Genomic DNA, 18,250 nt, shown 5'->3' on the forward strand with positions numbered 1-18,250 from the left:
GGGGCGGTTCTCCCGATCGCTGCTGCACCCGTGCCCTGCCCAAGGAGGCGAGCAACAAGTAGGGTAGGGGACTACCAGCTGTTGCGTTTGAGGAGGGGTCCGATGAGCAATGTCGCAGGCGGTCCGCAGGTGAATTCCCCGGGAGCACTGAGCCCGGAATCCCGTGCCGCATCGATCGAAGTCCTGAAAGCCACTGCCCAGCCGGGCAAAGAGCTCGACATCCTGATTGTTGGCGGCGGAGTAGTAGGAGCCGGTGCAGCGCTGGACGCAGTGACTCGTGGCCTCACGGTAGGCATCGTCGAGGCACGGGATTGGGCGTCCGGAACCTCCTCCCGATCGTCCAAGCTCATCCATGGCGGCCTGCGGTACTTGGAGATGCTGGATTTTGGCCTCGTCCAGGAAGCCCTTCAGGAACGGGGGCTGCTGATCCAGCAGATCGCGCCGCACCTGGTGCGCCCCGTCCCCTTCCTCTACCCGCTGACGCGCCGCATCTGGGAGCGCCCGTACGTCGGTGCGGGCATCATGCTCTACGACACCTTGGGTCTGACGTCCGGCCACAGCCGGGGCGTCCCCATGCACAAGCACCTCTTCCGGCGCGGAACCCTGCGCGCAGCTCCGAGCCTCAAAGAAGATGCCTTCGTCGGATCCATCCGCTACTACGACGCCCAGGTGGATGATGCCCGTCTGGTGGTCAACCTTGTAAGGACTGCGGCGCACTATGGCGCCCACGCAGCGAACCGCGTCCGCGTGGTTGACTTCCTGCGCGAGGGGGAACGCGTGGTCGGTGCCAAGGTGGAAAACCAGGAGGATGGCACAGTCTTCGAGGTCCGGGCCAAGCAGGTGGTCAACGCTACAGGCGTATGGACCGATGAAACCCAGGCAATGGTGACGGACCGTGGGCAACTCAAGGTGCGGGCCTCCAAGGGAATCCACCTTGTGGTGCCGCGCGACCGCTTCCAATCCACGGTCGGGTTGATCCTCCGCACCGAAAAATCTGTGCTCTTTGTGATCCCTTGGGGCAGGCACTGGATCATCGGCACAACAGATACCGATTGGACGTTGGACAAGGCACACCCGGCAGCTTCCAGCAAGGACATCGACTATGTGCTGGAACATGTCAACAAAGTTCTCAAGCGTCCCCTGACCCGCGAGGACGTGGAAGGCGTCTACGCAGGCCTCCGCCCCCTGCTCGCTGGTGACAATGACTCCACTGCCAAACTGTCCAGGGAGCATGTGGTGGCGCACCCCGTGCCCGGACTCGTGGTGGTAGCCGGCGGGAAGTACACAACGTACCGCGTCATGGCCAAAGACGCCGTGGACGAGGCAACCAGGGCCATGGACGAACGTGTTCCCTCCAGCTGCACTGAGACAATTCCGCTCCTGGGCGCCGAGGGATTCAAAGCCGCGTGGAACCGTCGCGGCAGGTCCGCCGAGCAGGCGGGCGTGCATGTGGCACGCGTGGAGCACCTGCTCAACCGTTTCGGATCCATGACCCCCGAAGTCCTGGACATTATCGCTGGACGGCCGGAACTGGGTGAGCCCCTTCCTGGAGCGGATGACTACTTGGCTGCCGAAGTTGTCTATGCAACAACCCACGAGGGCGCGCGCCACGTTGACGACGTTCTGACCCGCCGCACCCGGATCTCCATCGAAGCGTGGGACCGGGGTGTGTCTGCCGCGCCCGTTGTAGCTAAGCTGATGGGAGAAATCCTTGGCTGGAGCGAGACCCAGCGTGAGAGCGAAATCAAGCACTACCTGGCGCGCGTGGAAGCTGAACGACTTAGTCAGCAGCAACCCGATGACGAATCGGCCGATGCCGCGCGCATGGGAGTGGATGACATCGTTCCCCTTCGCTGACCAGCTCAAGGAATTGAGGCCGGGAGGCCACATGGAGGGAACATAACTTGGCTGAACCACTTGACCGTTACGACGCGGAACTGACCACCCCGGATACGGTCATCCTTGAACTTGTTGCCAAAGACAAGATCGATGCCGCAGCGCAACTGGCTCAGAGGCTCCACGCAGCAGGCAGGATCTCCAATCTTGAAGGCTTCCTGGAGCAAGTGCATTCGCGTGAGCACCAGCTTGCCACCGGGCTTCCGGGTGGCATAGGACTGCCGCATGCCCGAAGCGAATTCGTGGACAGGATCTCCATTGCGGTAGGCGTGACCAAGTTTGGCCATGCCTTGGACTTCGGCGCCACTGACGGTCCGGCAACCCTGGTCCTCCTTATTGCCACACCGGCCAGTTCCTTCTCCGACCACCTGGAGGTTCTTGCCACGCTCGCGCGTTCCCTCTCCAAGGAGTCATTCCGGGAGTCCCTGCGCCGGGCACACGATACCGAGGTCATCTCCGAACTCATCAACTCCAGCCTGGTGTTCTTCGACCACTAGAGATTGGGGCGGGCCCTTTCGTGTCGACTTCGTCGCCACGTAGGGATCCTGCTGCCCCACTCTAGCCAACCTCGTTTCGTTGTTCTACAGCCGGACGAAGTACGGTTAAGGGGTGTTGAAAACCGCGTTGAAACCCCGCTGGATCGCAGGACTGGTCTTTGCGCTTCTGTTGTCCGGGGTGTTTGTGCTGCTCAGCCAATGGCAGCTCAGCCGGTCCGCCCAGCACGAGCCCCCCGCTCCGTCCAGCATCGAGGAAGTGAAACCGCTGGTGGACGTTCTCCAGCCGGGCCAGTTCTTCCCCGGCTCTGTCTCGGACCAGATGGTCACCGCTACGGGATCGTACGATCCCGGCAAGCAGGTCCTCGTTGAAGGCCGCCTTTACAACAACCAAAAAGGCTTCTGGATAGTCTCAGCCTTTGCCGTCAACAACGCTCCCACAATCAAGGGCGCAGGCGCCTCGCCCCAGACCTGGATCCCGGTGGCCCGCGGCTGGGTGGCGGACCCCGCCCAAGCCGGCCCGCCGCCGTCGGGAACCATCACGTTGACCGGTCGCCTCATCCCATCCGAAGCGCCGCTTCCAAACGTCGACGCCGGTCCAGACCGGGCGTCTGCAGTCTCAACGGCGGAGCTCATCAACAAGTGGGAAGTCTCCAGCTATCAGGGTTTCGTCGCCGCGACATCCGAGGCCTCAGGCGGAGTGACCATTCCCCTTGACGGTGACGTCAAAGCACTTAATATCCCGCCGCAGCCCCCTGCGGAACAAGTCAACTGGCTAAACCTCTTCTATGCGGTGGAATGGGTTGTCTTTGCCGGGTTCTCGATCTTCATTTGGTGGCGTCTGGTGAAGGACGACTACCGGCGCGACCTCGAAGAAGACGAAGACGAGGATGATGACTTCGACGAAACGGGCCATCCCGAAGCAGCCGCAGAACCCACAAGCCCAGAGCCAGAACATAAGGTGCAGCAATGATTGAGCCAAAACCGGCTATCCAGCCCGAACATTCCGGACCCAAGCCCAAGAAGCGACGCTTCGGCGGCACGGAAGCGCAGATCCGTTCGGCGTTGAAATTCTACAAAGTCATGGCATACCTGACAGGTGCCATGCTGCTCCTGCTATGCGCCGAGTTGATTGCCCGCTACGGCTTTGGTGTCTCGCTCTTTGCGGGCGGCACGAATGCGGTTACGGGCCAACCCTTTGGCTTTGGCTTTGCTGAATCCGAACCCAAGGGCGTCATCGGTGGCTTCAACATCTCCACCTCCGTGCTGATCGTGCACGGTTGGATGTACGTGGTGTATCTGGTTTCAAACTTCCGCCTGTGGTCGCTCATGCGCTGGCCTTTCTCCAAAATGGTCCTTCTGGCGCTGGGCGGAGTCATCCCGCTGCTGTCCTTCATCGTGGAGAAGAAATTCCACGCGCAGGTGGAAGCGGAACTCGCAGCCAACCCGCAGGCGTCCAAGCGCTACTAGGACTTCACGGCGTCCCGGTGTGAGATGCCTAACGGCAGGCCCTGTTTTGGGCCTTGGCCGCCCTGGTCAACGTGCACCGGGGCGGCCCGGCAAAGTAGTCTTGTCTGGTGACTACTCCCACCGCACCCCAAACTTCCCAGAAGCCGGTGCTGGTTGTTGACTACGGTGCCCAGTACGCGCAGCTGATTGCCCGCCGCGTCCGCGAAGCGAATGTGTATTCGGAAATCGTTCCGCATACCTTCACCACCGAGCAGCTTCTGGCCAAGAACCCGGCAGCCATCATTCTCTCCGGAGGGCCTTCCAGCGTCTACGCCGAGGGCGCCCCGTTCGTGGGTGCTGACCTCTTCGAGGCCGGCGTTCCCGTTTTCGGTATCTGCTACGGCTTCCAAGCCATGGCGAATGCCCTGGGTGGCAAGGTGGCCCAGACCGGTTTGCGGGAGTACGGTGCCACCGAAGCACTCCTGGTGGGTGACGCACGCTCCATCCTCGACGGAGTCCCGGCGTCCCAGAACACGTGGATGAGCCACGGCGATTCCGTTCACGAAGCCCCCGAAGGCTTCGAGGTGCTGGCAACTACGGCTGGAGCCCCAGTGGCTGCTTTCGCCAACGATGAGAAGCGCCTTTACGGTGTGCAGTGGCACCCGGAAGTGAAGCACTCCGTCCTTGGACAGCACGTTCTGGAGAACTTCCTGTTCAAGGGCGCGGGCCTGAGCCCCAACTGGACCACGGGCAACATCCTCGAAGAGCAGGTGGACCGTATCCGCCAGCAGATCGGCGACTCGAAGGTCATCTGTGGACTCTCCGGTGGTGTCGACTCTGCAGTGGCTGCCGCTCTCGTCCAGCGTGCTGTCGGCGACCAGCTGACCTGTGTGTTCGTTGACCACGGCCTGCTGCGTGAAGGCGAAGCAGAGCAGGTTGAACGCGACTTCGTGGCCGCAACGGGTGTCAACCTGTACGTTGCCAACGAGCAGGAGCGCTTCCAGTCGGCATTGGCCGGTGTCAGTGATCCCGAGACCAAGCGCAAGATCATTGGCCGGGAGTTCATTCGGGCCTTCGAGGAAGCGGAACGGGCCATCATTGCCCAGGCCGCTGCCGAGGGTGAAAAGATCAAGTTCCTTGTCCAAGGCACGCTGTACCCGGACGTCGTCGAATCCGGCGGTGGCGAGGGTGCTGCCAACATCAAGAGTCACCACAACGTTGGTGGGCTTCCGGAGGACCTGCAGTTTGAGCTGGTCGAGCCACTGCGGGCCCTGTTCAAGGACGAAGTCCGTGCCGTTGGCGCCCAGCTCGGCCTCCCGCAGGAAATCGTCGGCCGCCAGCCGTTCCCCGGTCCCGGCCTGGGAATCCGCATTGTGGGCGAAGTGACCAAGGAACGCCTGGACCTTCTGCGCAAGGCTGATGCCATCGCCCGCGCCGAGCTGACAGCTGCCGGCCTCGACAATGACGTATGGCAGATGCCGGTGGTCCTCCTGGCCGACGTCCGCAGCGTTGGAGTTCAGGGCGACGGCCGGACCTATGGCCACCCGATCGTGCTGCGTCCGGTGTCTTCCGAAGACGCCATGACGGCAGACTGGTCGCGCCTGCCGTATGACCTGCTCGCACGTATCTCCAACAGGATCACCAACGAGGTGGACGGCGTTAACCGCGTGGTACTGGATGTCACCAGCAAGCCACCGGGAACCATCGAGTGGGAATAGCATTCTGAGTGGCCGGCTTCCTTTGGGAGGCCGGCCACTGTGCTTGAACCGGGCAACGTCATCCGGGGTACGTCTTTGCCACAAGAAAATGCTGCCAACTGTGAAATGACGGCGAATTTCACGTTGGAACAGCGTTGCGGAGCGGGCTGAACGAGGATTCCCGCTACCCTCGAACGTATGCCGGTATGGTCCAAGGCGTCTAAAGCTAGTACAGAAAAGAAGGCAGAAGTCGTGTCAGTAGGTCAAGGCCAGGAAGAGGGCTCCGAAGAGCTCCGCAAATGGCTGTCTGGTCTCAAACCCGTCACCGGGGCAGATACGATGCTGCGCTTCGTCAAGACACCCGAAGGCGCGATCGATCTCAGCAATGCCCACCCTTCCGGGCTGGCTCAGTTGCTCGCCGGTCGCAGAACACGGCTGTCCACTCTCATCAGGGACCGCCAACAGTACTTGGTGGCGGCCAGGGCGGCCCGCAACATCCGGTCCAAGATCTTCGAGCTCAGCAACGACCGCGGCATCGAGGCCGGGTACTTGTCCGCCGGGACCGTGGTGTGGACCTCGGCCGTTGGTGGTAAGCCGCAGCGCGTCTCCGCGCCTGTGATGCTCACGTCCATCGTCCTTACAGTCAGGCCGGGCGAAGACGACTTCGAACTTCAGCTCACCGAACAAGCACGCATGAACCCCGCGCTGGTGCGTCACCTGAAGACAGTCCACGGCATCGTTTTCGACGTCAACGCTGTAGCACGCATGGCTTACAACACGGCCCGGCTGGATCCCCAGCCGGTTCTGGACCGGTTGTCCACGCTCATTAAGCCTATCCATGGTGCAGAGGTGGAGTTCAACCTGCTGGTCACTACCCTGGCTGACCTTTCGGGCAACCTGGATGATCCCTGGATCAACATGAACAACCCAACGGTTGCGGCCCTCTCGACCGCAGCCAATGGCGGCGACATTGAGCCGGAGCCTATTAAAGCGGGCAGGTTCCCCAGCTTGGATCTTCGGGACCCGGCCGACGAACTTCTCTTGCTCGACGCCGATACGGACCAGCAGTACGTGGTGGACGCCGTTCGCGCGGGAGACTCCCTGGTTGTCTCCACTCCTCCTGGAAGTGGGCAGACGCAGACGGCAATCAACGCCATCGGTGCCTTGGTCAGCGAAGGCAAGTCCGTGTTGGTGGTAGGAGACAGGCAAGCCAGCCTCGCGGGTCTTTCCGCACACCTTGAATCGTTGGGCCTCGAATCGGTGCTCTTCAGGCCTGGTAACGGGACCACGCCGCAGCAACTCAAGGGTCAGCTGGTCAGGGCCATCATGCGCAATGAGAAAGCGCTTGAACCACAGCTTGGCAACCTTCACCAGACACTGACAGGCCACCGTCATGCCCTGATGGATCATGTTGCCTCGCTGCACAACGTCCGTGAGCGCTGGGGGTGCTCGCCTTATCAAGCGATGCAATCACTCGCCGAGCTGACGTCCATCCATCCGGCACCCTCCACTACTGTGCGCTTGAAGCGAAGCGTCCTGGACAATATCAAGGACCGTGAAGAGCTCGCGGGGCGCCTTCGTCGCGCTGCCGAACTTGGTAGCTTCAGCCGGGCCTCCACTTCCAGCCCTTGGTATGGCGCCCGTTTGGTCACCCGTAAGGAGACCGAGGAAGCCCAGCAGCTCGCACGCTTGGCCGAGGAGAAGCTCCCCGTCCTGCGGGATCGCATGAAGCAGGTTTCCGATCACGCTGAGATTCGTCTGGGCGAAACCTTTACCGAGTGGGGTGCGCAGCTTGAACTGCTGATCGCTGTCCGCGAGAGCTTGGATAAGTTCACTCCGGACATCTTCGACCGGCCGGTGCATGACCTCATCTCAGCCACTGCCAGTTCCGCCTGGCGCCGTGAGCGCAATCTTGAGATGCCTTCCATGCAGCGATCACGCCTGCGCCGGGTCGCCAAGGAATACGTACGCCCCGGTGTCCACATCGCGGACCTCCACAGCTCCCTGGTCCTTGTCCAGGAGCAGCGTGCCCTGTGGGCAGGCTATGCCACAACCCAGCGACACCCGGCGGTGCCATCCGGCCTTGCCGATCTCGGGGCCCTCTACCGCGAACTCGACGCCGAGCTGCGCCGTCTTGGTGATTCGCTCAAGCACACGTCCGATGGCGGTTCGTTGCAGGAGACGCCGTATCTGCAACTGATGGAACGCCTCGAGCGTCTCGTCGCGGACACGGCCACCTTGGAAACCCTTCCTGAGCGAACACTCCTCATCGAGGAAATGCGGGAGCACGGGCTCGGCGAACTGCTTGCCGACCTTGCTGCCCGGGAAGTCCCGGCGTCGTCGGTAGCGGCCGAGCTGGACCTTGCCTGGTGGCAGTCCGCTTTGGAAGCCATGATCAGTGGTGATGACTACCTCGCCATGTCCGACGGTGATTCGTTGCGGCGCCTCGAAGCTGAATATCGCCTGGCCGACCAAGCACATATTGCCAGTGGCGCCGCCCGCCTTCGTTGGCAGCTGGCCCAGAAGTGGCGTCAGGGCCTTCTTGAGCACCCGAGGCAGGCGGAGTTGCTCCGTGCCTTGTTGAAGGACGGCCGTGTGACGTTGCCCGCCTTGAGCGCCCAAGCACCGGATCTTGTGCCTCTGTTGGTTCCTGTGTGGTCCGTCAGCCCTTATTTGCTCACGGGCGTTCTCCCGGCCGAGCAAAAGTTCGACGCCGTGGTGGTCATCGACGCCGAATCCACCTCCCTGCAGGCGGTTCTTCCCGCGATCGCCCGAGCACGACAGGTAGTTGCCTTCGGTGATGCAAAAATCGCCAATGCGCGTACTTTCAGCGTGGCCGTGGAACCTCCGGTTGCCGGGGTTGCCAGCCATGAAAACGTGGACAGTGCATTCAAGGCTCTGGCCCGGGTCCTGCCCACCTGGCAATTGAACTGGGTCTATCGCGCGGTGGACGAGGACTTGATCCTCCAGCTGAGCAAGAACTACTACGACGGCGGTCTGCGACGCCTGCCGGACGGCAATTCGGTCACTGGCCTGGATCGATCGATTCACGTGGAGTACATACCCGACGGCACCGGGCTGCCCGGAGCGGACCATGAGGGCGTTGAGTCTGTCACTGCAGAAGTGAACCGCGTGGTGGACCTTGTCTTCGAACACGCCAGGCTCCGGCCCCGTACTTCCTTGGCAGTGGTGACCGCAAGCCTGCGCCATGCTGCCAGGATCGGCGAGGCCATCAGGCTCCAATTGCCTAACCACACTCTTTTGTCCAGCTTCTTCGGAGCGGGCCCCGAGTCCTTCCGGGTGGTGGACCTTGAGCGCGCCCAGGGGCTGGTGCGTGACCACGTGATCTTCTCGCTGGGCTATGGCCGCACTCCGCACGGCCGTGCGCTCCATTCCTTCGGCCCGTTGTCCACCGAAGGCGGGCGAAACCGTTTTGCCCTGGCAATGACGCGCGCTCGACGCTCCATGCACGTCCTGACGTGCTTCCGGCCTGAGGATCTCGACCTTGATCGCCTGGCCCATGGTGCAGTGGATTTCTATGAACTGCTGGACCGGGAACTCTCCGGTAACAGCAACCTTGGAACACCTGCCTCCCGCGCTGTAGCCAGTGAGCAGGCGCTGGGTGAGGATCCGTTGGTGGCCGATCTTGGCGAACGCCTGCGTGCACGTGGAGCCCGGGTCTGGCATCTTTACGATGGAGTGCTGGATATCGCGGCGGCCGCGGACCCCGTCCACACCATTGGCCGCGAGGGTGCGGAAATCCCCACCCCAGTCGCCATCGAATCGGATGGCACTGAACGGTACCGGCGGATGAGCGTCCGTGAACGGAGCCGGTTGCGGCCGCAGTTGCTTGAGCGTATGGGCTGGCGCTACATGTCGCTTTGGACGATCGAAGTGTTCACGGATCCGTCCTCCTGCGCTGACCGGATCGGTTCGTACCTGGGGCTTGAGAACCACATCGCCCAGTCCGCTTCTGCCCACCATGGCTTCCTGCATTCGGATGGTGAACAATTGAATCCGGGCAATGAAGACCAGAGGGTGGACCAGGGCCCCGCCGTCCATGCAGACGGCGAAGCTCAGGCCGTTGCCCGTGAAGAACATGGCGTCGCCGCGACCAAAGGCTACGCGGAGAATGGGAAAGAAGCACCACTGATGGATCAGGAAACAGGCACAGAAGACCGCGCCGCGCAGGACTCCGGCGAGCCGGTCAACGATGCCACTGAAGAAGCTGCGGATGCCAAGGCCACGGCAGCTAAGACAGCCTCCAACGGAATTCTTCCTACGAAGGCTGCAGAGGATGATCCCCGGCGATGGGGCGACGAGTCCGGCTACGACCATGAGCAGTGGCTGAAGGAACAGAAGCCCCCGCATTGGGGCTGAGCTCCATCCGGCAGCAGACCCACGCACTATGGGCTGACTAAAACAAAGAAGAGCTTGCCTTGCGTTGATGCGCCGGCAAGCTTTTCTGCTTGTTGGGGATCGGCAGCCACCACTACCAAGCCGTCGGTATCACTTGTCCCCAGCCATTCGCCGGGCTTGCCGCCTTGGGCTGATGTCCAGAGAACGGGCACCGGGCCCGCAAGAACCTGGCTTTGCCGGGCCTCGTCATAGGAGCCCGCCGCGGTAAGGACCACTGTAACCAGCTGGCCGGGGGAGAGAAGCTGGATGGATGAGGGATCAGCCATCCTGAGGGGGACCGCTGCCGAGCCCACGGGTGCGCCCGTCAGGAGTCCCGGGCCAAGCAGGCTGGCCTCCGTAGGTATCTGCCCCCTGCGGAGGGGGGAAGCAAGCTGACGGCCAACAAGGGTGCCGATACTATGCACCGATCCGGTAATCGCGAGATCGGACGGCACTCCAACGCTGGTGAAATCAGATTCTGTGAGGCTGCTACCTGTCGGTAGGTCGCGGGCTGCTACCACAATGCTCACGCGCTGCTCAGACGCTGGAGTAAGTTGCTGGACGGCGATGCCGGCAGCCACGCACAGCAGGAGCGCAACGGCCAAGCGGCGGTTGCGTGAAATCCATGATCCAATTCCGCCCCGCTGTCCGACATGACCTCTTGGACGGCGGCTGAACCGTGAGGTGTCTCCGGCCCGGGAACGGGGTGGTCGGGCAGGAGAGCGGTTCAGCGGCGGCCAGTCACCGGCGGCTGCTGCTGCTGAACGCTCGGCGCGGGCGATGAGGGCTCTGCGGGAGGAAGATGACATCCCGCCACGTTAGCCAGTCGCACCGGGCCGCAAACAGCGGTCCGGTGCCTTATGTGGAAAACCTTTTAGCTGGCTGCGGCTGCAGTTGCGGGCGCTGCTGCAGGGGCCGCCGGGGAAGCGGGTGAAGCTGGTGCGGCCGAAACCGTGCTGCCCTTGGCATCGCGGGAATCAGTCCGGTAGAACCCGGAGCCCTTGAAAACGACGCCAACGCTGTTGAACTTCTTGCGAAGCGCGCCCTTGCATTCGGGGCACTCCGTCAAGGAGCTGTCAGAAAAGGACTGGACGATGTCAAAGGCATGGTCACAGTCTTTGCAGGCGTATGCGTATGTGGGCACTGAGTTCCTCCTTCAGGACAAAGTTCAGGTCCTGTGCAGCACCGGCGGAGAATTTCCGCCTTAGCAGTCGCAGGGCCTGAGTGCTAATTCTATCATTGGTCCCTGTCTGGTGTACCAGCGGATGTGCCGGACCTCACTTGCCGGGACAGGGCTGTCAGCCGGGCTCCGGTCCGTCGTGGAGTTGGACGACACCCGACGGGGTCAGCACCTGGCGCACCGGGCGATCAAATGCCTCGGCGGGAATCGAGCCTGAAGGCAACAAATCGTCGTCGTACACCACTGCGATGGTGGGCGGCCGCTGGCCGGCAGCATCGAGGCCTTGGAGAAGCCGGTCGTAGTAGCCACCGCCTTGGCCAATGCGGTTTCCGTCCCGATCCACGGCTGTGGCGGGCATGAAGATCCCTGCAGCTTTGGCAATCACGGTGCTTTCCAAGCGTTCACCTTCCGGTTCGTCTATGGGCGCATAGGCGGACCTGACAAAGGCCGTGGAAGGCGTCCAATACACCCAACTCAGCAACCGGCCCGGCTCGCAAACAGGCAGCAGCACTTGATGCCCGGCCTCGTGCAGGGACTCGATGAGGGGGATAGTGGGCGGCTCGAAGGCGACGCCAAGGTACACAGCAAAGGTGGCGGCGCCGCCGCCGGGGGAGAGCTCCGCTGCCCAGGCTGTCCCATGCCGCGCAAGCGACTCGCCTGCAGTTGCTATGTGCTCCGGAGTGAGTGTCCGCCGGTGCAGCCGCCGACTGCTGCGGATGTCTTCCTTGGATGCCATGCGTGTCCAATCTGAGGTTCTCCCTGCCCGCTGAAGAGCAGGGGCTGTCCGCTACCAAGACGAAATGTGCGTCCCGCCGCGGCGAGGGGTTTAGCCGATGATGTGTTCCTTCCGTTACATTAGTCCGGTGACTCTAGAAAACAACGCTGTCCGTAAGGCCGTCATCCCCGCAGCGGGCCTTGGCACCCGGTTCCTTCCCGCCACCAAGGCGATGCCGAAGGAAATGCTGCCCGTGGTGGACAAGCCCGCCATCCAGTATGTGGTCGAAGAAGCAGTCAAGGTGGGTCTGCACGACGTCCTGATGATCACGGGGCGCAGCAAGCGCGCGCTGGAAGACCATTTTGACCGCGTGCCCGCTCTGGAAGCCACCTTGGCTGAAAAGGGCGACACCGCCAAGCTTGAGGCCATCCAATCCGCCACCAACCTCGGCGACATTCACTACGTCCGCCAGGGTGACCCGAACGGCCTGGGCCACGCAGTCCTTCGTGCAAAGCAGCATGTTGGCTACGAGCCCTTCGCCGTTCTGCTGGGCGATGACCTGATCGATGCCCGCGAGGACCTGCTAAGCGAAATGATCGCTGTCCAGCAGAAGACCGGCGGTTCCGTGGTTGCCCTTATTGAGGTGGAGCCGTCCAAGATCAGTGCTTATGGTTGCGCTGATGTTGAGGACAATGGCGAGGACGGCTACGTGCGCATCAAGCAGCTCGTCGAGAAGCCTTCTCCGGAAGAGGCCCCGTCCAACCTTGCCGTGATCGGGCGCTACGTCCTGCACCCGGCTGTGTTCGACGTCCTGGAGAAGACTGCACCCGGACGCGGTGGAGAGATCCAGCTGACAGACGCCCTCGAGGTTCTCGCTGCCGGCGAGGGCGAAGGCTATGGCGTCTACGGCGTTGTCTTCCGCGGCCGTCGCTACGACACCGGTGACAAGCTCAGCTACCTCAAGGCCTGCATCGAGCTTGCCTGCGAGCGTGAAGACCTCGGTCCTGAGCTTCGCGAGTGGCTGCCCAACTTCACAGCCGCTCTTCCCAAATAAACAAACTCATGATGTACGGCTCCGCGATCTGGCCGGTGACGCTGGAAAGCGGAGACCTGCTGCTTCGGCCTATCCGTTACCGCGACAAGCGGGCATGGTCCGAAGTCCGTTCGCGGAACAGCGAGTGGCTCGCGCCATGGGAGGCGTCCAACCCGGCACCGGGTGGGCGCCTCCCCAGCTACCGCCAAATGGTGGGTTCCTTGAATGAACAAGCCCGTCAGTCAACCGCCCTGCCATTCCTCATTGTTGAGCGAACCGATGGCTTTGGTGAGCCGAAAATCGTCGGGCAACTGACGGTTTCATCGATCGTTTGGGGGTCGGCCATGATGGCCACCCTCGGATATTGGGTTGATAAGGACCGTGCCGGGCACGGCATCGCTCCCACAGCGGTTGCGATGGCCACAGACCACTGTTTCAGGGTGCTGGGACTGCACCGTATGGAAATCAACATCCGCCCCGAGAACTCAGCGAGTTTGCGGGTGGTGGAGAAGCTTGGATTCCGCGACGAGGGGTACAGGGAGCGCTACCTGCACATCAACGGCGAATGGGCTGACCACCGCTCCTTTGCACTGACCTCCGAGGAAGTTCCAGAGGGACTCCTGCGCCGGTGGCTCAGAAGATAAACGGGCAGGTCATCGGCCTTTTTGCCCATATCTCCAATCATTTGCGGACTTGCGGGCGACACACCGGCCGCAATGCCGCCGCACCCGAAGATTTGCTTCTACGGTTTTGAATGTGGACTTCCCTCTCAGCAGCTCAGTGATACTCGTGGTCACTGTTGCGCTGTGGATGGTCTGGGTGGCGCCCTATGTTCTGCGGAACAGGCGGCAACAAGTCCAAACGGCCGGTGTTCCAGCAGAGGCTTTTGATGACGAACCAGACGAAACGCAGGCAGGGGTGGTACTGACTTTGGCACCTCAGCAGGAGAAACCGATGGAGACCATGCATAGCGAAGCACCGGCGTCGCCCCAGGAATCCCGCGCGGCCGAGCCCGGCCTCGGGAAGGTACCCACTACTCCATTCACTATCCGCTATGCCCGGCTAACGCTGGCCCTGGCAGGTCTTGCCCTGCTGGTGACAGCTGCGGTGTCCGGAGTCCTACGAATTCTTGGGATCGGTTCTGTCTGGTTGCCGCTGGTGTCGCTCATCGGTGCGGTGCTCGCCGTCGTAACGTTGCGGAAGCTGGCCCTGCGTGATCTTCGCGAACGCCGGGCCCGTCGTGCTGCTCAGGCCTCGCCCATCCCGACGCCTGCGCGATACCTGCCGAAGGAACCGGCTGTGGAGTCGAAGGAAACCACGGTTTTCGACGCCGAAGCCACCAGCCGTGAAGCTGCTCGCTTATCCGCGGTGGAACTGCGGCAGGCAGCGCTGGCAGTAGCTATTGCCGCGGGAGACAAATCTGCTCAGAATACGAAGGAATCGAAGGGTGCCTCCTGGCAGCCAGTCGAGGTCCCGAAGCCCACTTACGTGGCTGCTGCCAAAGCACCGCGTCCGGCTCCAGAGCCCTTGGATCTGCCCGAAGCACCAAAGCCTGTGGGCAAACCTGTCCTGAAGCAGAACGTTGAACAGGCTGAGGCTGCGGCCGCCGTAGTCGCATCCGCCAAGGGCCACAGTGCTCTGAGCAACTTGGACGATGTCCTGCAGCGTCGACGCGCCTAACCACACATGACAACGCTGTGCGTTGCGGGTGGCACGGGCCAGGTAGGTCATGAGTTTGTCCGACTCGCCCTTTCAGCGGGGTACCAGGTTTCGGTCCTGAGCCGCAATGTGCCGCCTGCCGGGTCAGCGAAGCACCACGACGGCGCCACATACTTTGCGGGCGACGTCACCTCAGGGGATGGCCTGGCAGCCGCGGTGGCGGGTGCCGACGTCGTTATTGATTGCCTTGAAGGGCAGTTCGGCAAAGCCCAAAAGCAGTTCGCCGACGGCGGCGGCAGGCTTCTTGCTGAAGCGCATCTGGCTGGTGTCCCCAAAGCTGTGGCTCTGTCCATCATCAACTGCGATCTGAGCTCCTTTCCCTACTACGCTTCCAAAGCCGCTAAGGAACGGAAGTACGAAGAGTCGCCATTGAAGACCGTGGTGGTCCGGGCAACGCAGTTCCATGGCTTGGTGGCAAGGATTTTCGCGGCCGGTGCAAAGGTAAGGCTGATTCCCACCTTCAAAGCCGTCAGACTCCAGTCGATCGCGCCGGCAGATGTTGCAGCGGCGTTGCTTGAGGTAGCGGTGGGTGAATCGCGGGATAACTCGCATGCCGAGCATCTCGTGGTGACAATTGCGGGCCCGGAAACCCTGGCAATGAGGGAGATGGCAGAGTCATGGAAATCGGTAGTGGGCTCGAGGGGCAGGATTATTGAGCTGCCTTTGCCCGGACCGATGGGCGATTTTCTTCGCGCCGGACATAACCTGAGCTCCGAGCAGCCGTATGGCACGGAGACGTTCGTGTCGTGGTTGGAAAAGCACAGGGAAAGTTTGTAGCCTAAGGTCACTGGCCGGGCAGTTGAGCTTGGTTCAGGGGCTATAGCTCAGTTGGTAGAGCGCTTCGTTCGCATCGAAGAGGTCAGGAGTTCGAATCTCCTTAGCTCCACAGATTTTCTGGCCCTCGGTGGTCCGCAACGCCGAAGAACGTTCCCATCAATCGCTTTAGGGGCAATTCAGCGTGCCGCTGAGGGGCTGCCCGGCCCAGAAGTTGGTGGAGTTGGGAACCTTGTAGTAGCCACGGATCTGGTACGTCCAGGTACCGGACAAGTCACCTATGCTCTGGATGCCCGAACTATAGGAACGTCCGGAGCTCTTGGTCATGTCGCCGGTGAACTGCACGACGCCATCCGGGTCGATGACCTTGAGCTCGTGGTAGTTGGCGAACGGAACAGCCGGGAAGCTGCCGACACTGATTTTGGCCTGGGCGAACCAGAGGAAGAAATCGCAGCTCTTGGTCACGACCACGGTGTTTGCTGCTGGTGCCGGAATACGTGCGGCAGTAAGCGCCATTGCGCCGGCATCGGTGTCGTTGAATTGGGCGTTTGCGGGTGGAACCTGGGCACCCATCATGAGGAGTACCGCGGCCAGGATGATGGCCGGTACTTGCCAGGTGATGCCCTTGTACTGCATGCGTGTGGTCCTCGTTCCCGTAGCGTGGTGATCTCTCCCTCCAAAAGTGTGCCCGGGCGGTCTCAGGAATGGCCTCGGTGAACACTCAAGGTCTGCTCAAGAATGAAAGTACCCCGATGCCGGTTCAACGAGGCGTGGGCTGCCCGGAAGACTGGACCGTGACGCCAAGCAGCGGTCGGTGGAAATGGTGCTCAGTGCGCTCATGCCTGGCGTTCCTTTCTCGTGTTCGTTCTGCTTTTGTTGGGCGGCCTGACTCAAGGCCGGGTGCGCAACGGCCTCAAGACTTGCTCAGGAAATGGCCATGAGACTGGACCAGGAAAGTGGACCGGGGACCGGCCTGAAGGGCAAACGGGCCGGCCCCCGGGGACTTTGGTGGAACCTCTGGGGCTCCTGCTGTTGCTGCGTCTGGCTGACAAGAACTACTGTGCAGGGCCCGGATCAAGAACAAATCCTGCTCTTCCTCAGGAAATCATCAAGACTCCCGCATTGCCCGGATGAGCGGCTACGAGCCGGCTTTAGAGCGGTCGCCGGAACTGGGCGAAGACCCGCACAGGTTCCGGTCGGAAGTCCGATCCCTCGGTAAGCCCCAACGATTCGTAGAAGGCTCGCTGCCGCGGTTCGTCGTCCGTGATGAGGACGGTCTGCCGGACGTGCCGGTATCTCTCTTGGATTTGGCCAAAGAGTGCACGACCAACGCCTGTTCCTTGGAAGCTGGGGTTGACGAGAATGTCTTGGACGTAGGCAATGGTGGCATCGTCGGAAATCGCCCGGGCCAAGCCCAGTAACGCGCCTTCTTCGTCCCTGGCCACCACCACAAAGGACGAACTCCTGATCGCCTGATCAAGCAAGAGTGGGTGGTTGGTGTAGGCGGACCAGCCGACCGATGCGTAGAGAGAAAGCAATTCCGTCTCAGATACCGTGCCATCGGTTGAAAGTGTGAATGCAGGCATTCGACCAGCCTTACACGATTGCGGCGCCTGCGCGTGCAAGTAGGCTGTACCTGTGAGTCAACCGTTGGACGAGGGTCCGTTCTTTCACGGCACCAAAGCCCATCTTCGGGAGGGCGATCTCCTGAGGCCAGGCTTCAGGTCGAACTACCGTCCTGATGTGGTGATGAACCATATTTACTTCACGGCTCTTCGGGACGGTGCGGGGCTGGCTGCCGAGCTGGCGGCCGGCGAAGGGGAACCGCGCGTCTATGCCGTTGAACCCACCGGAGCATTCGAGGACGACCCGAACGTGACCGACAAGAAGTTCCCGGGCAACCCCACCCGATCATTCCGCAGCAGCTCCCCGCTCAAGGTCATTGGTGAAGTGACTGACTGGACTCGCCTGACTCCCCAAGCGCTGCGAGAGTGGCGGGAACGACTGGCGGCAATTGTTGCGGACGAACGCGGCGAAATCATCAACTAGCGGCTTTGCGCGAAGCAAGCGCTCAGGGCAGGTAGTGGCCCCTCCGGAAGCAGCAAAAGACGAGTACCAACTACTCGTGTGCCGGCTTGGCGGCTCGTCTTTACTGGACCCAGCGGATCCCCGCAACGGCCAGTGACCCCCCTCGTTGGCCGGGGCTGCCCAAGGATCCGCGGCAGGGGCCGGACGGCATCACCCAGAAGTGCTGTCCGGCCCTGCGCAAAGGGCCCTGCCATTGTCTCAGGGACAAACCGTGTATATCGTTAACTATCGTTCAGTATCGTTCGCGACATACCGAGGTGAGCCTGATGCATAATTCATTCCCCGCAAACGGATTTATGGGAAACAACCTGGACGGCATGTGGCAAGCCGTGGAGGAGTTCCGGTCACGCTTCGAGAAGCGTTCAGGCACCCGGGCTGGGCGGGGCGAGCTGAGGACAGCCATTCTGGCCCTCCTCGCTGAGCGTCCAATGCACGGTTATCAGATCATCCGTGAAATCGAAGAGCGGAGCGGTGGAAGCTGGAAGCCAAGCGCTGGCTCCGTTTATCCGACCCTGCAGTTGCTGGCAGATGAGGGGTTTGTCAGCACTGAGGAATCAAATGGCCGCAAGATCTACTCCCTCACCGAAGCGGGCCGTGAGGACGTTGCAAGTGCCGAAACAGCAGCGCCTTGGGAGTCCGCCGGCAACACTCCCGGCTTCGGCGCACTGCCCAAGGCTGGGGTCGAGCTTGCTCAGGCGGCGGCCCAGGTGGGGCGCACCGGGACGCCAAAACAGGTGCAGGAAGCTGTGACGGTGCTGGAAGACGCACGCCGTCGGCTGTACTCGATCCTCGCCCAGGACTGAAGGG

At 61.9% G+C, this 18,250-nt stretch carries 17 protein-coding genes and 1 tRNA gene; 13 read left to right on the forward strand and 5 right to left on the reverse strand.

Features of this window, described 5'->3' with window-relative positions:
- Positions 1-102 precede the first annotated feature (102 nt).
- The 6 genes from AC6CH8_RS12985 to AC6CH8_RS13010 all read left to right on the forward strand — a co-directional run bounded on the left by AC6CH8_RS12985 (position 103) and on the right by AC6CH8_RS13010 (position 9,916).
- The gene (locus tag AC6CH8_RS12985) at positions 103-1,857 is read left to right on the forward strand and encodes a glycerol-3-phosphate dehydrogenase/oxidase (protein ID WP_179019766.1); all 1,755 of its coding nucleotides are present in this window, start codon (positions 103-105) and stop codon (positions 1,855-1,857) included.
- Positions 1,858-1,904: 47 nt separating this feature from the next.
- The gene (locus AC6CH8_RS12990) at positions 1,905-2,393 is read left to right on the forward strand and encodes a PTS sugar transporter subunit IIA (protein WP_498190950.1); all 489 of its coding nucleotides are present in this window, start codon (positions 1,905-1,907) and stop codon (positions 2,391-2,393) included.
- Positions 2,394-2,505: 112 nt separating this feature from the next.
- The gene (locus tag AC6CH8_RS12995) at positions 2,506-3,363 is read left to right on the forward strand and encodes an SURF1 family protein (protein WP_498190951.1); all 858 of its coding nucleotides are present in this window, start codon (positions 2,506-2,508) and stop codon (positions 3,361-3,363) included.
- Positions 3,360-3,860, forward strand: coding sequence for a DUF3817 domain-containing protein (locus AC6CH8_RS13000; RefSeq protein ID WP_054809347.1), 501 nt, complete (start codon positions 3,360-3,362; stop codon positions 3,858-3,860). The genes AC6CH8_RS12995 and AC6CH8_RS13000 overlap by 4 nt, the downstream gene beginning before the upstream one ends.
- Before the next feature lie 107 nt (positions 3,861-3,967).
- Positions 3,968-5,557 carry a glutamine-hydrolyzing GMP synthase gene (gene guaA / locus AC6CH8_RS13005; protein ID WP_091468881.1) on the forward strand — a complete coding sequence of 530 codons (1,590 nt, stop codon included), beginning with the start codon at positions 3,968-3,970 and terminating at the stop codon, positions 5,555-5,557.
- Positions 5,558-5,734: 177 nt separating this feature from the next.
- Positions 5,735-9,916: an AAA family ATPase gene (locus AC6CH8_RS13010; protein ID WP_420178574.1), complete on the forward strand. Its 4,182-nt coding sequence runs from the start codon at positions 5,735-5,737 to the stop codon at positions 9,914-9,916.
- A gap of 26 nt (positions 9,917-9,942) precedes the next feature.
- Here AC6CH8_RS13010 and cpaB read toward each other — a convergent pair whose 3' ends face one another.
- The 3 genes from cpaB to AC6CH8_RS13025 form a co-directional block, all read right to left on the reverse strand.
- Entirely contained in the window at positions 9,943-10,743 is an 801-nt protein-coding gene (gene cpaB, locus AC6CH8_RS13015) for a Flp pilus assembly protein CpaB (RefSeq protein ID WP_498190954.1), read from the reverse strand.
- A gap of 65 nt (positions 10,744-10,808) precedes the next feature.
- A complete protein-coding gene (locus tag AC6CH8_RS13020; RefSeq protein ID WP_091468874.1) occupies positions 10,809-11,078 on the reverse strand; it encodes an FmdB family zinc ribbon protein in 270 nt (89 codons plus the stop codon).
- A gap of 154 nt (positions 11,079-11,232) precedes the next feature.
- Positions 11,233-11,850, reverse strand: a complete 618-nt coding sequence (locus AC6CH8_RS13025; protein WP_498190956.1) for a 5-formyltetrahydrofolate cyclo-ligase — start codon at positions 11,848-11,850, stop codon at positions 11,233-11,235.
- A 97-nt stretch (positions 11,851-11,947) separates the two neighbouring features.
- Between AC6CH8_RS13025 and galU the strand changes: the two genes are divergently transcribed.
- From galU to AC6CH8_RS13050, 5 genes are all read left to right on the forward strand, one after another.
- Positions 11,948-12,883, forward strand: a complete 936-nt coding sequence (gene galU / locus AC6CH8_RS13030; protein ID WP_178997109.1) for a UTP--glucose-1-phosphate uridylyltransferase GalU — start codon at positions 11,948-11,950, stop codon at positions 12,881-12,883.
- Positions 12,884-12,894: 11 nt separating this feature from the next.
- Positions 12,895-13,506, forward strand: a complete 612-nt coding sequence (locus AC6CH8_RS13035) for a GNAT family N-acetyltransferase (RefSeq protein WP_498190998.1) — start codon at positions 12,895-12,897, stop codon at positions 13,504-13,506.
- A 145-nt stretch (positions 13,507-13,651) separates the two neighbouring features.
- Positions 13,652-14,542 carry a hypothetical protein gene (locus tag AC6CH8_RS13040; RefSeq protein WP_498191000.1) on the forward strand — a complete coding sequence of 297 codons (891 nt, stop codon included), beginning with the start codon at positions 13,652-13,654 and terminating at the stop codon, positions 14,540-14,542.
- Positions 14,543-14,548: 6 nt separating this feature from the next.
- Positions 14,549-15,358 (forward strand): SDR family oxidoreductase, encoded by an 810-nt coding sequence (locus tag AC6CH8_RS13045; RefSeq protein ID WP_498190958.1) that lies wholly within the window; start codon positions 14,549-14,551, stop codon positions 15,356-15,358.
- Positions 15,359-15,394: 36 nt separating this feature from the next.
- A tRNA-Ala gene (locus AC6CH8_RS13050) sits at positions 15,395-15,467 on the forward strand.
- A 56-nt stretch (positions 15,468-15,523) separates the two neighbouring features.
- Here the strand turns inward: AC6CH8_RS13050 and AC6CH8_RS13055 are convergent.
- Positions 15,524-15,991 (reverse strand): SipW-dependent-type signal peptide-containing protein, encoded by a 468-nt coding sequence (locus tag AC6CH8_RS13055; RefSeq protein WP_498190959.1) that lies wholly within the window; start codon positions 15,989-15,991, stop codon positions 15,524-15,526.
- Between the two features lie 515 nt (positions 15,992-16,506).
- The gene (locus AC6CH8_RS13060) at positions 16,507-16,941 is read right to left on the reverse strand and encodes a GNAT family N-acetyltransferase (RefSeq protein WP_498190961.1); all 435 of its coding nucleotides are present in this window, start codon (positions 16,939-16,941) and stop codon (positions 16,507-16,509) included.
- A gap of 52 nt (positions 16,942-16,993) precedes the next feature.
- Between AC6CH8_RS13060 and arr the strand changes: the two genes are divergently transcribed.
- Both arr and AC6CH8_RS13070 read left to right on the forward strand, forming a co-directional pair.
- Positions 16,994-17,404, forward strand: coding sequence for an NAD(+)--rifampin ADP-ribosyltransferase (gene arr / locus AC6CH8_RS13065; RefSeq protein ID WP_498190962.1), 411 nt, complete (start codon positions 16,994-16,996; stop codon positions 17,402-17,404).
- A 305-nt stretch (positions 17,405-17,709) separates the two neighbouring features.
- Positions 17,710-18,246, forward strand: a complete 537-nt coding sequence (locus tag AC6CH8_RS13070) for a PadR family transcriptional regulator (RefSeq protein WP_091468858.1) — start codon at positions 17,710-17,712, stop codon at positions 18,244-18,246.
- Positions 18,247-18,250: the final 4 nt, after the last annotated feature.

This window comes from Paenarthrobacter sp. GQ52, from assembly GCF_059759005.1.

Excerpts from the sequence above, each read along its gene's own strand:
- AC6CH8_RS12985 (WP_179019766.1), top strand. The coding sequence starts at position 103 with ATGAGCAATGTCGCAGGCGGTCCGCAGGTGAATTCCCCGGGAGCACTG.
- AC6CH8_RS13000 (WP_054809347.1), top strand. The coding sequence starts at position 3,360 with ATGATTGAGCCAAAACCGGCTATCCAGCCCGAACATTCCGGACCCAAG.
- AC6CH8_RS13010 (WP_420178574.1), top strand. The coding sequence starts at position 5,735 with ATGCCGGTATGGTCCAAGGCGTCTAAAGCTAGTACAGAAAAGAAGGCA.
- cpaB (WP_498190954.1), bottom strand. The coding sequence starts at position 10,743 with ATGTCATCTTCCTCCCGCAGAGCCCTCATCGCCCGCGCCGAGCGTTCA.
- AC6CH8_RS13025 (WP_498190956.1), bottom strand. The coding sequence starts at position 11,850 with ATGGCATCCAAGGAAGACATCCGCAGCAGTCGGCGGCTGCACCGGCGG.
- galU (WP_178997109.1), top strand. The coding sequence starts at position 11,948 with ATGATGTGTTCCTTCCGTTACATTAGTCCGGTGACTCTAGAAAACAAC.
- AC6CH8_RS13035 (WP_498190998.1), top strand. The coding sequence starts at position 12,895 with ATGTACGGCTCCGCGATCTGGCCGGTGACGCTGGAAAGCGGAGACCTG.
- AC6CH8_RS13045 (WP_498190958.1), top strand. The coding sequence starts at position 14,549 with ATGACAACGCTGTGCGTTGCGGGTGGCACGGGCCAGGTAGGTCATGAG.
- AC6CH8_RS13055 (WP_498190959.1), bottom strand. The coding sequence starts at position 15,991 with ATGCAGTACAAGGGCATCACCTGGCAAGTACCGGCCATCATCCTGGCC.
- AC6CH8_RS13060 (WP_498190961.1), bottom strand. The coding sequence starts at position 16,941 with ATGCCTGCATTCACACTTTCAACCGATGGCACGGTATCTGAGACGGAA.
- AC6CH8_RS13070 (WP_091468858.1), top strand. The coding sequence starts at position 17,710 with ATGCATAATTCATTCCCCGCAAACGGATTTATGGGAAACAACCTGGAC.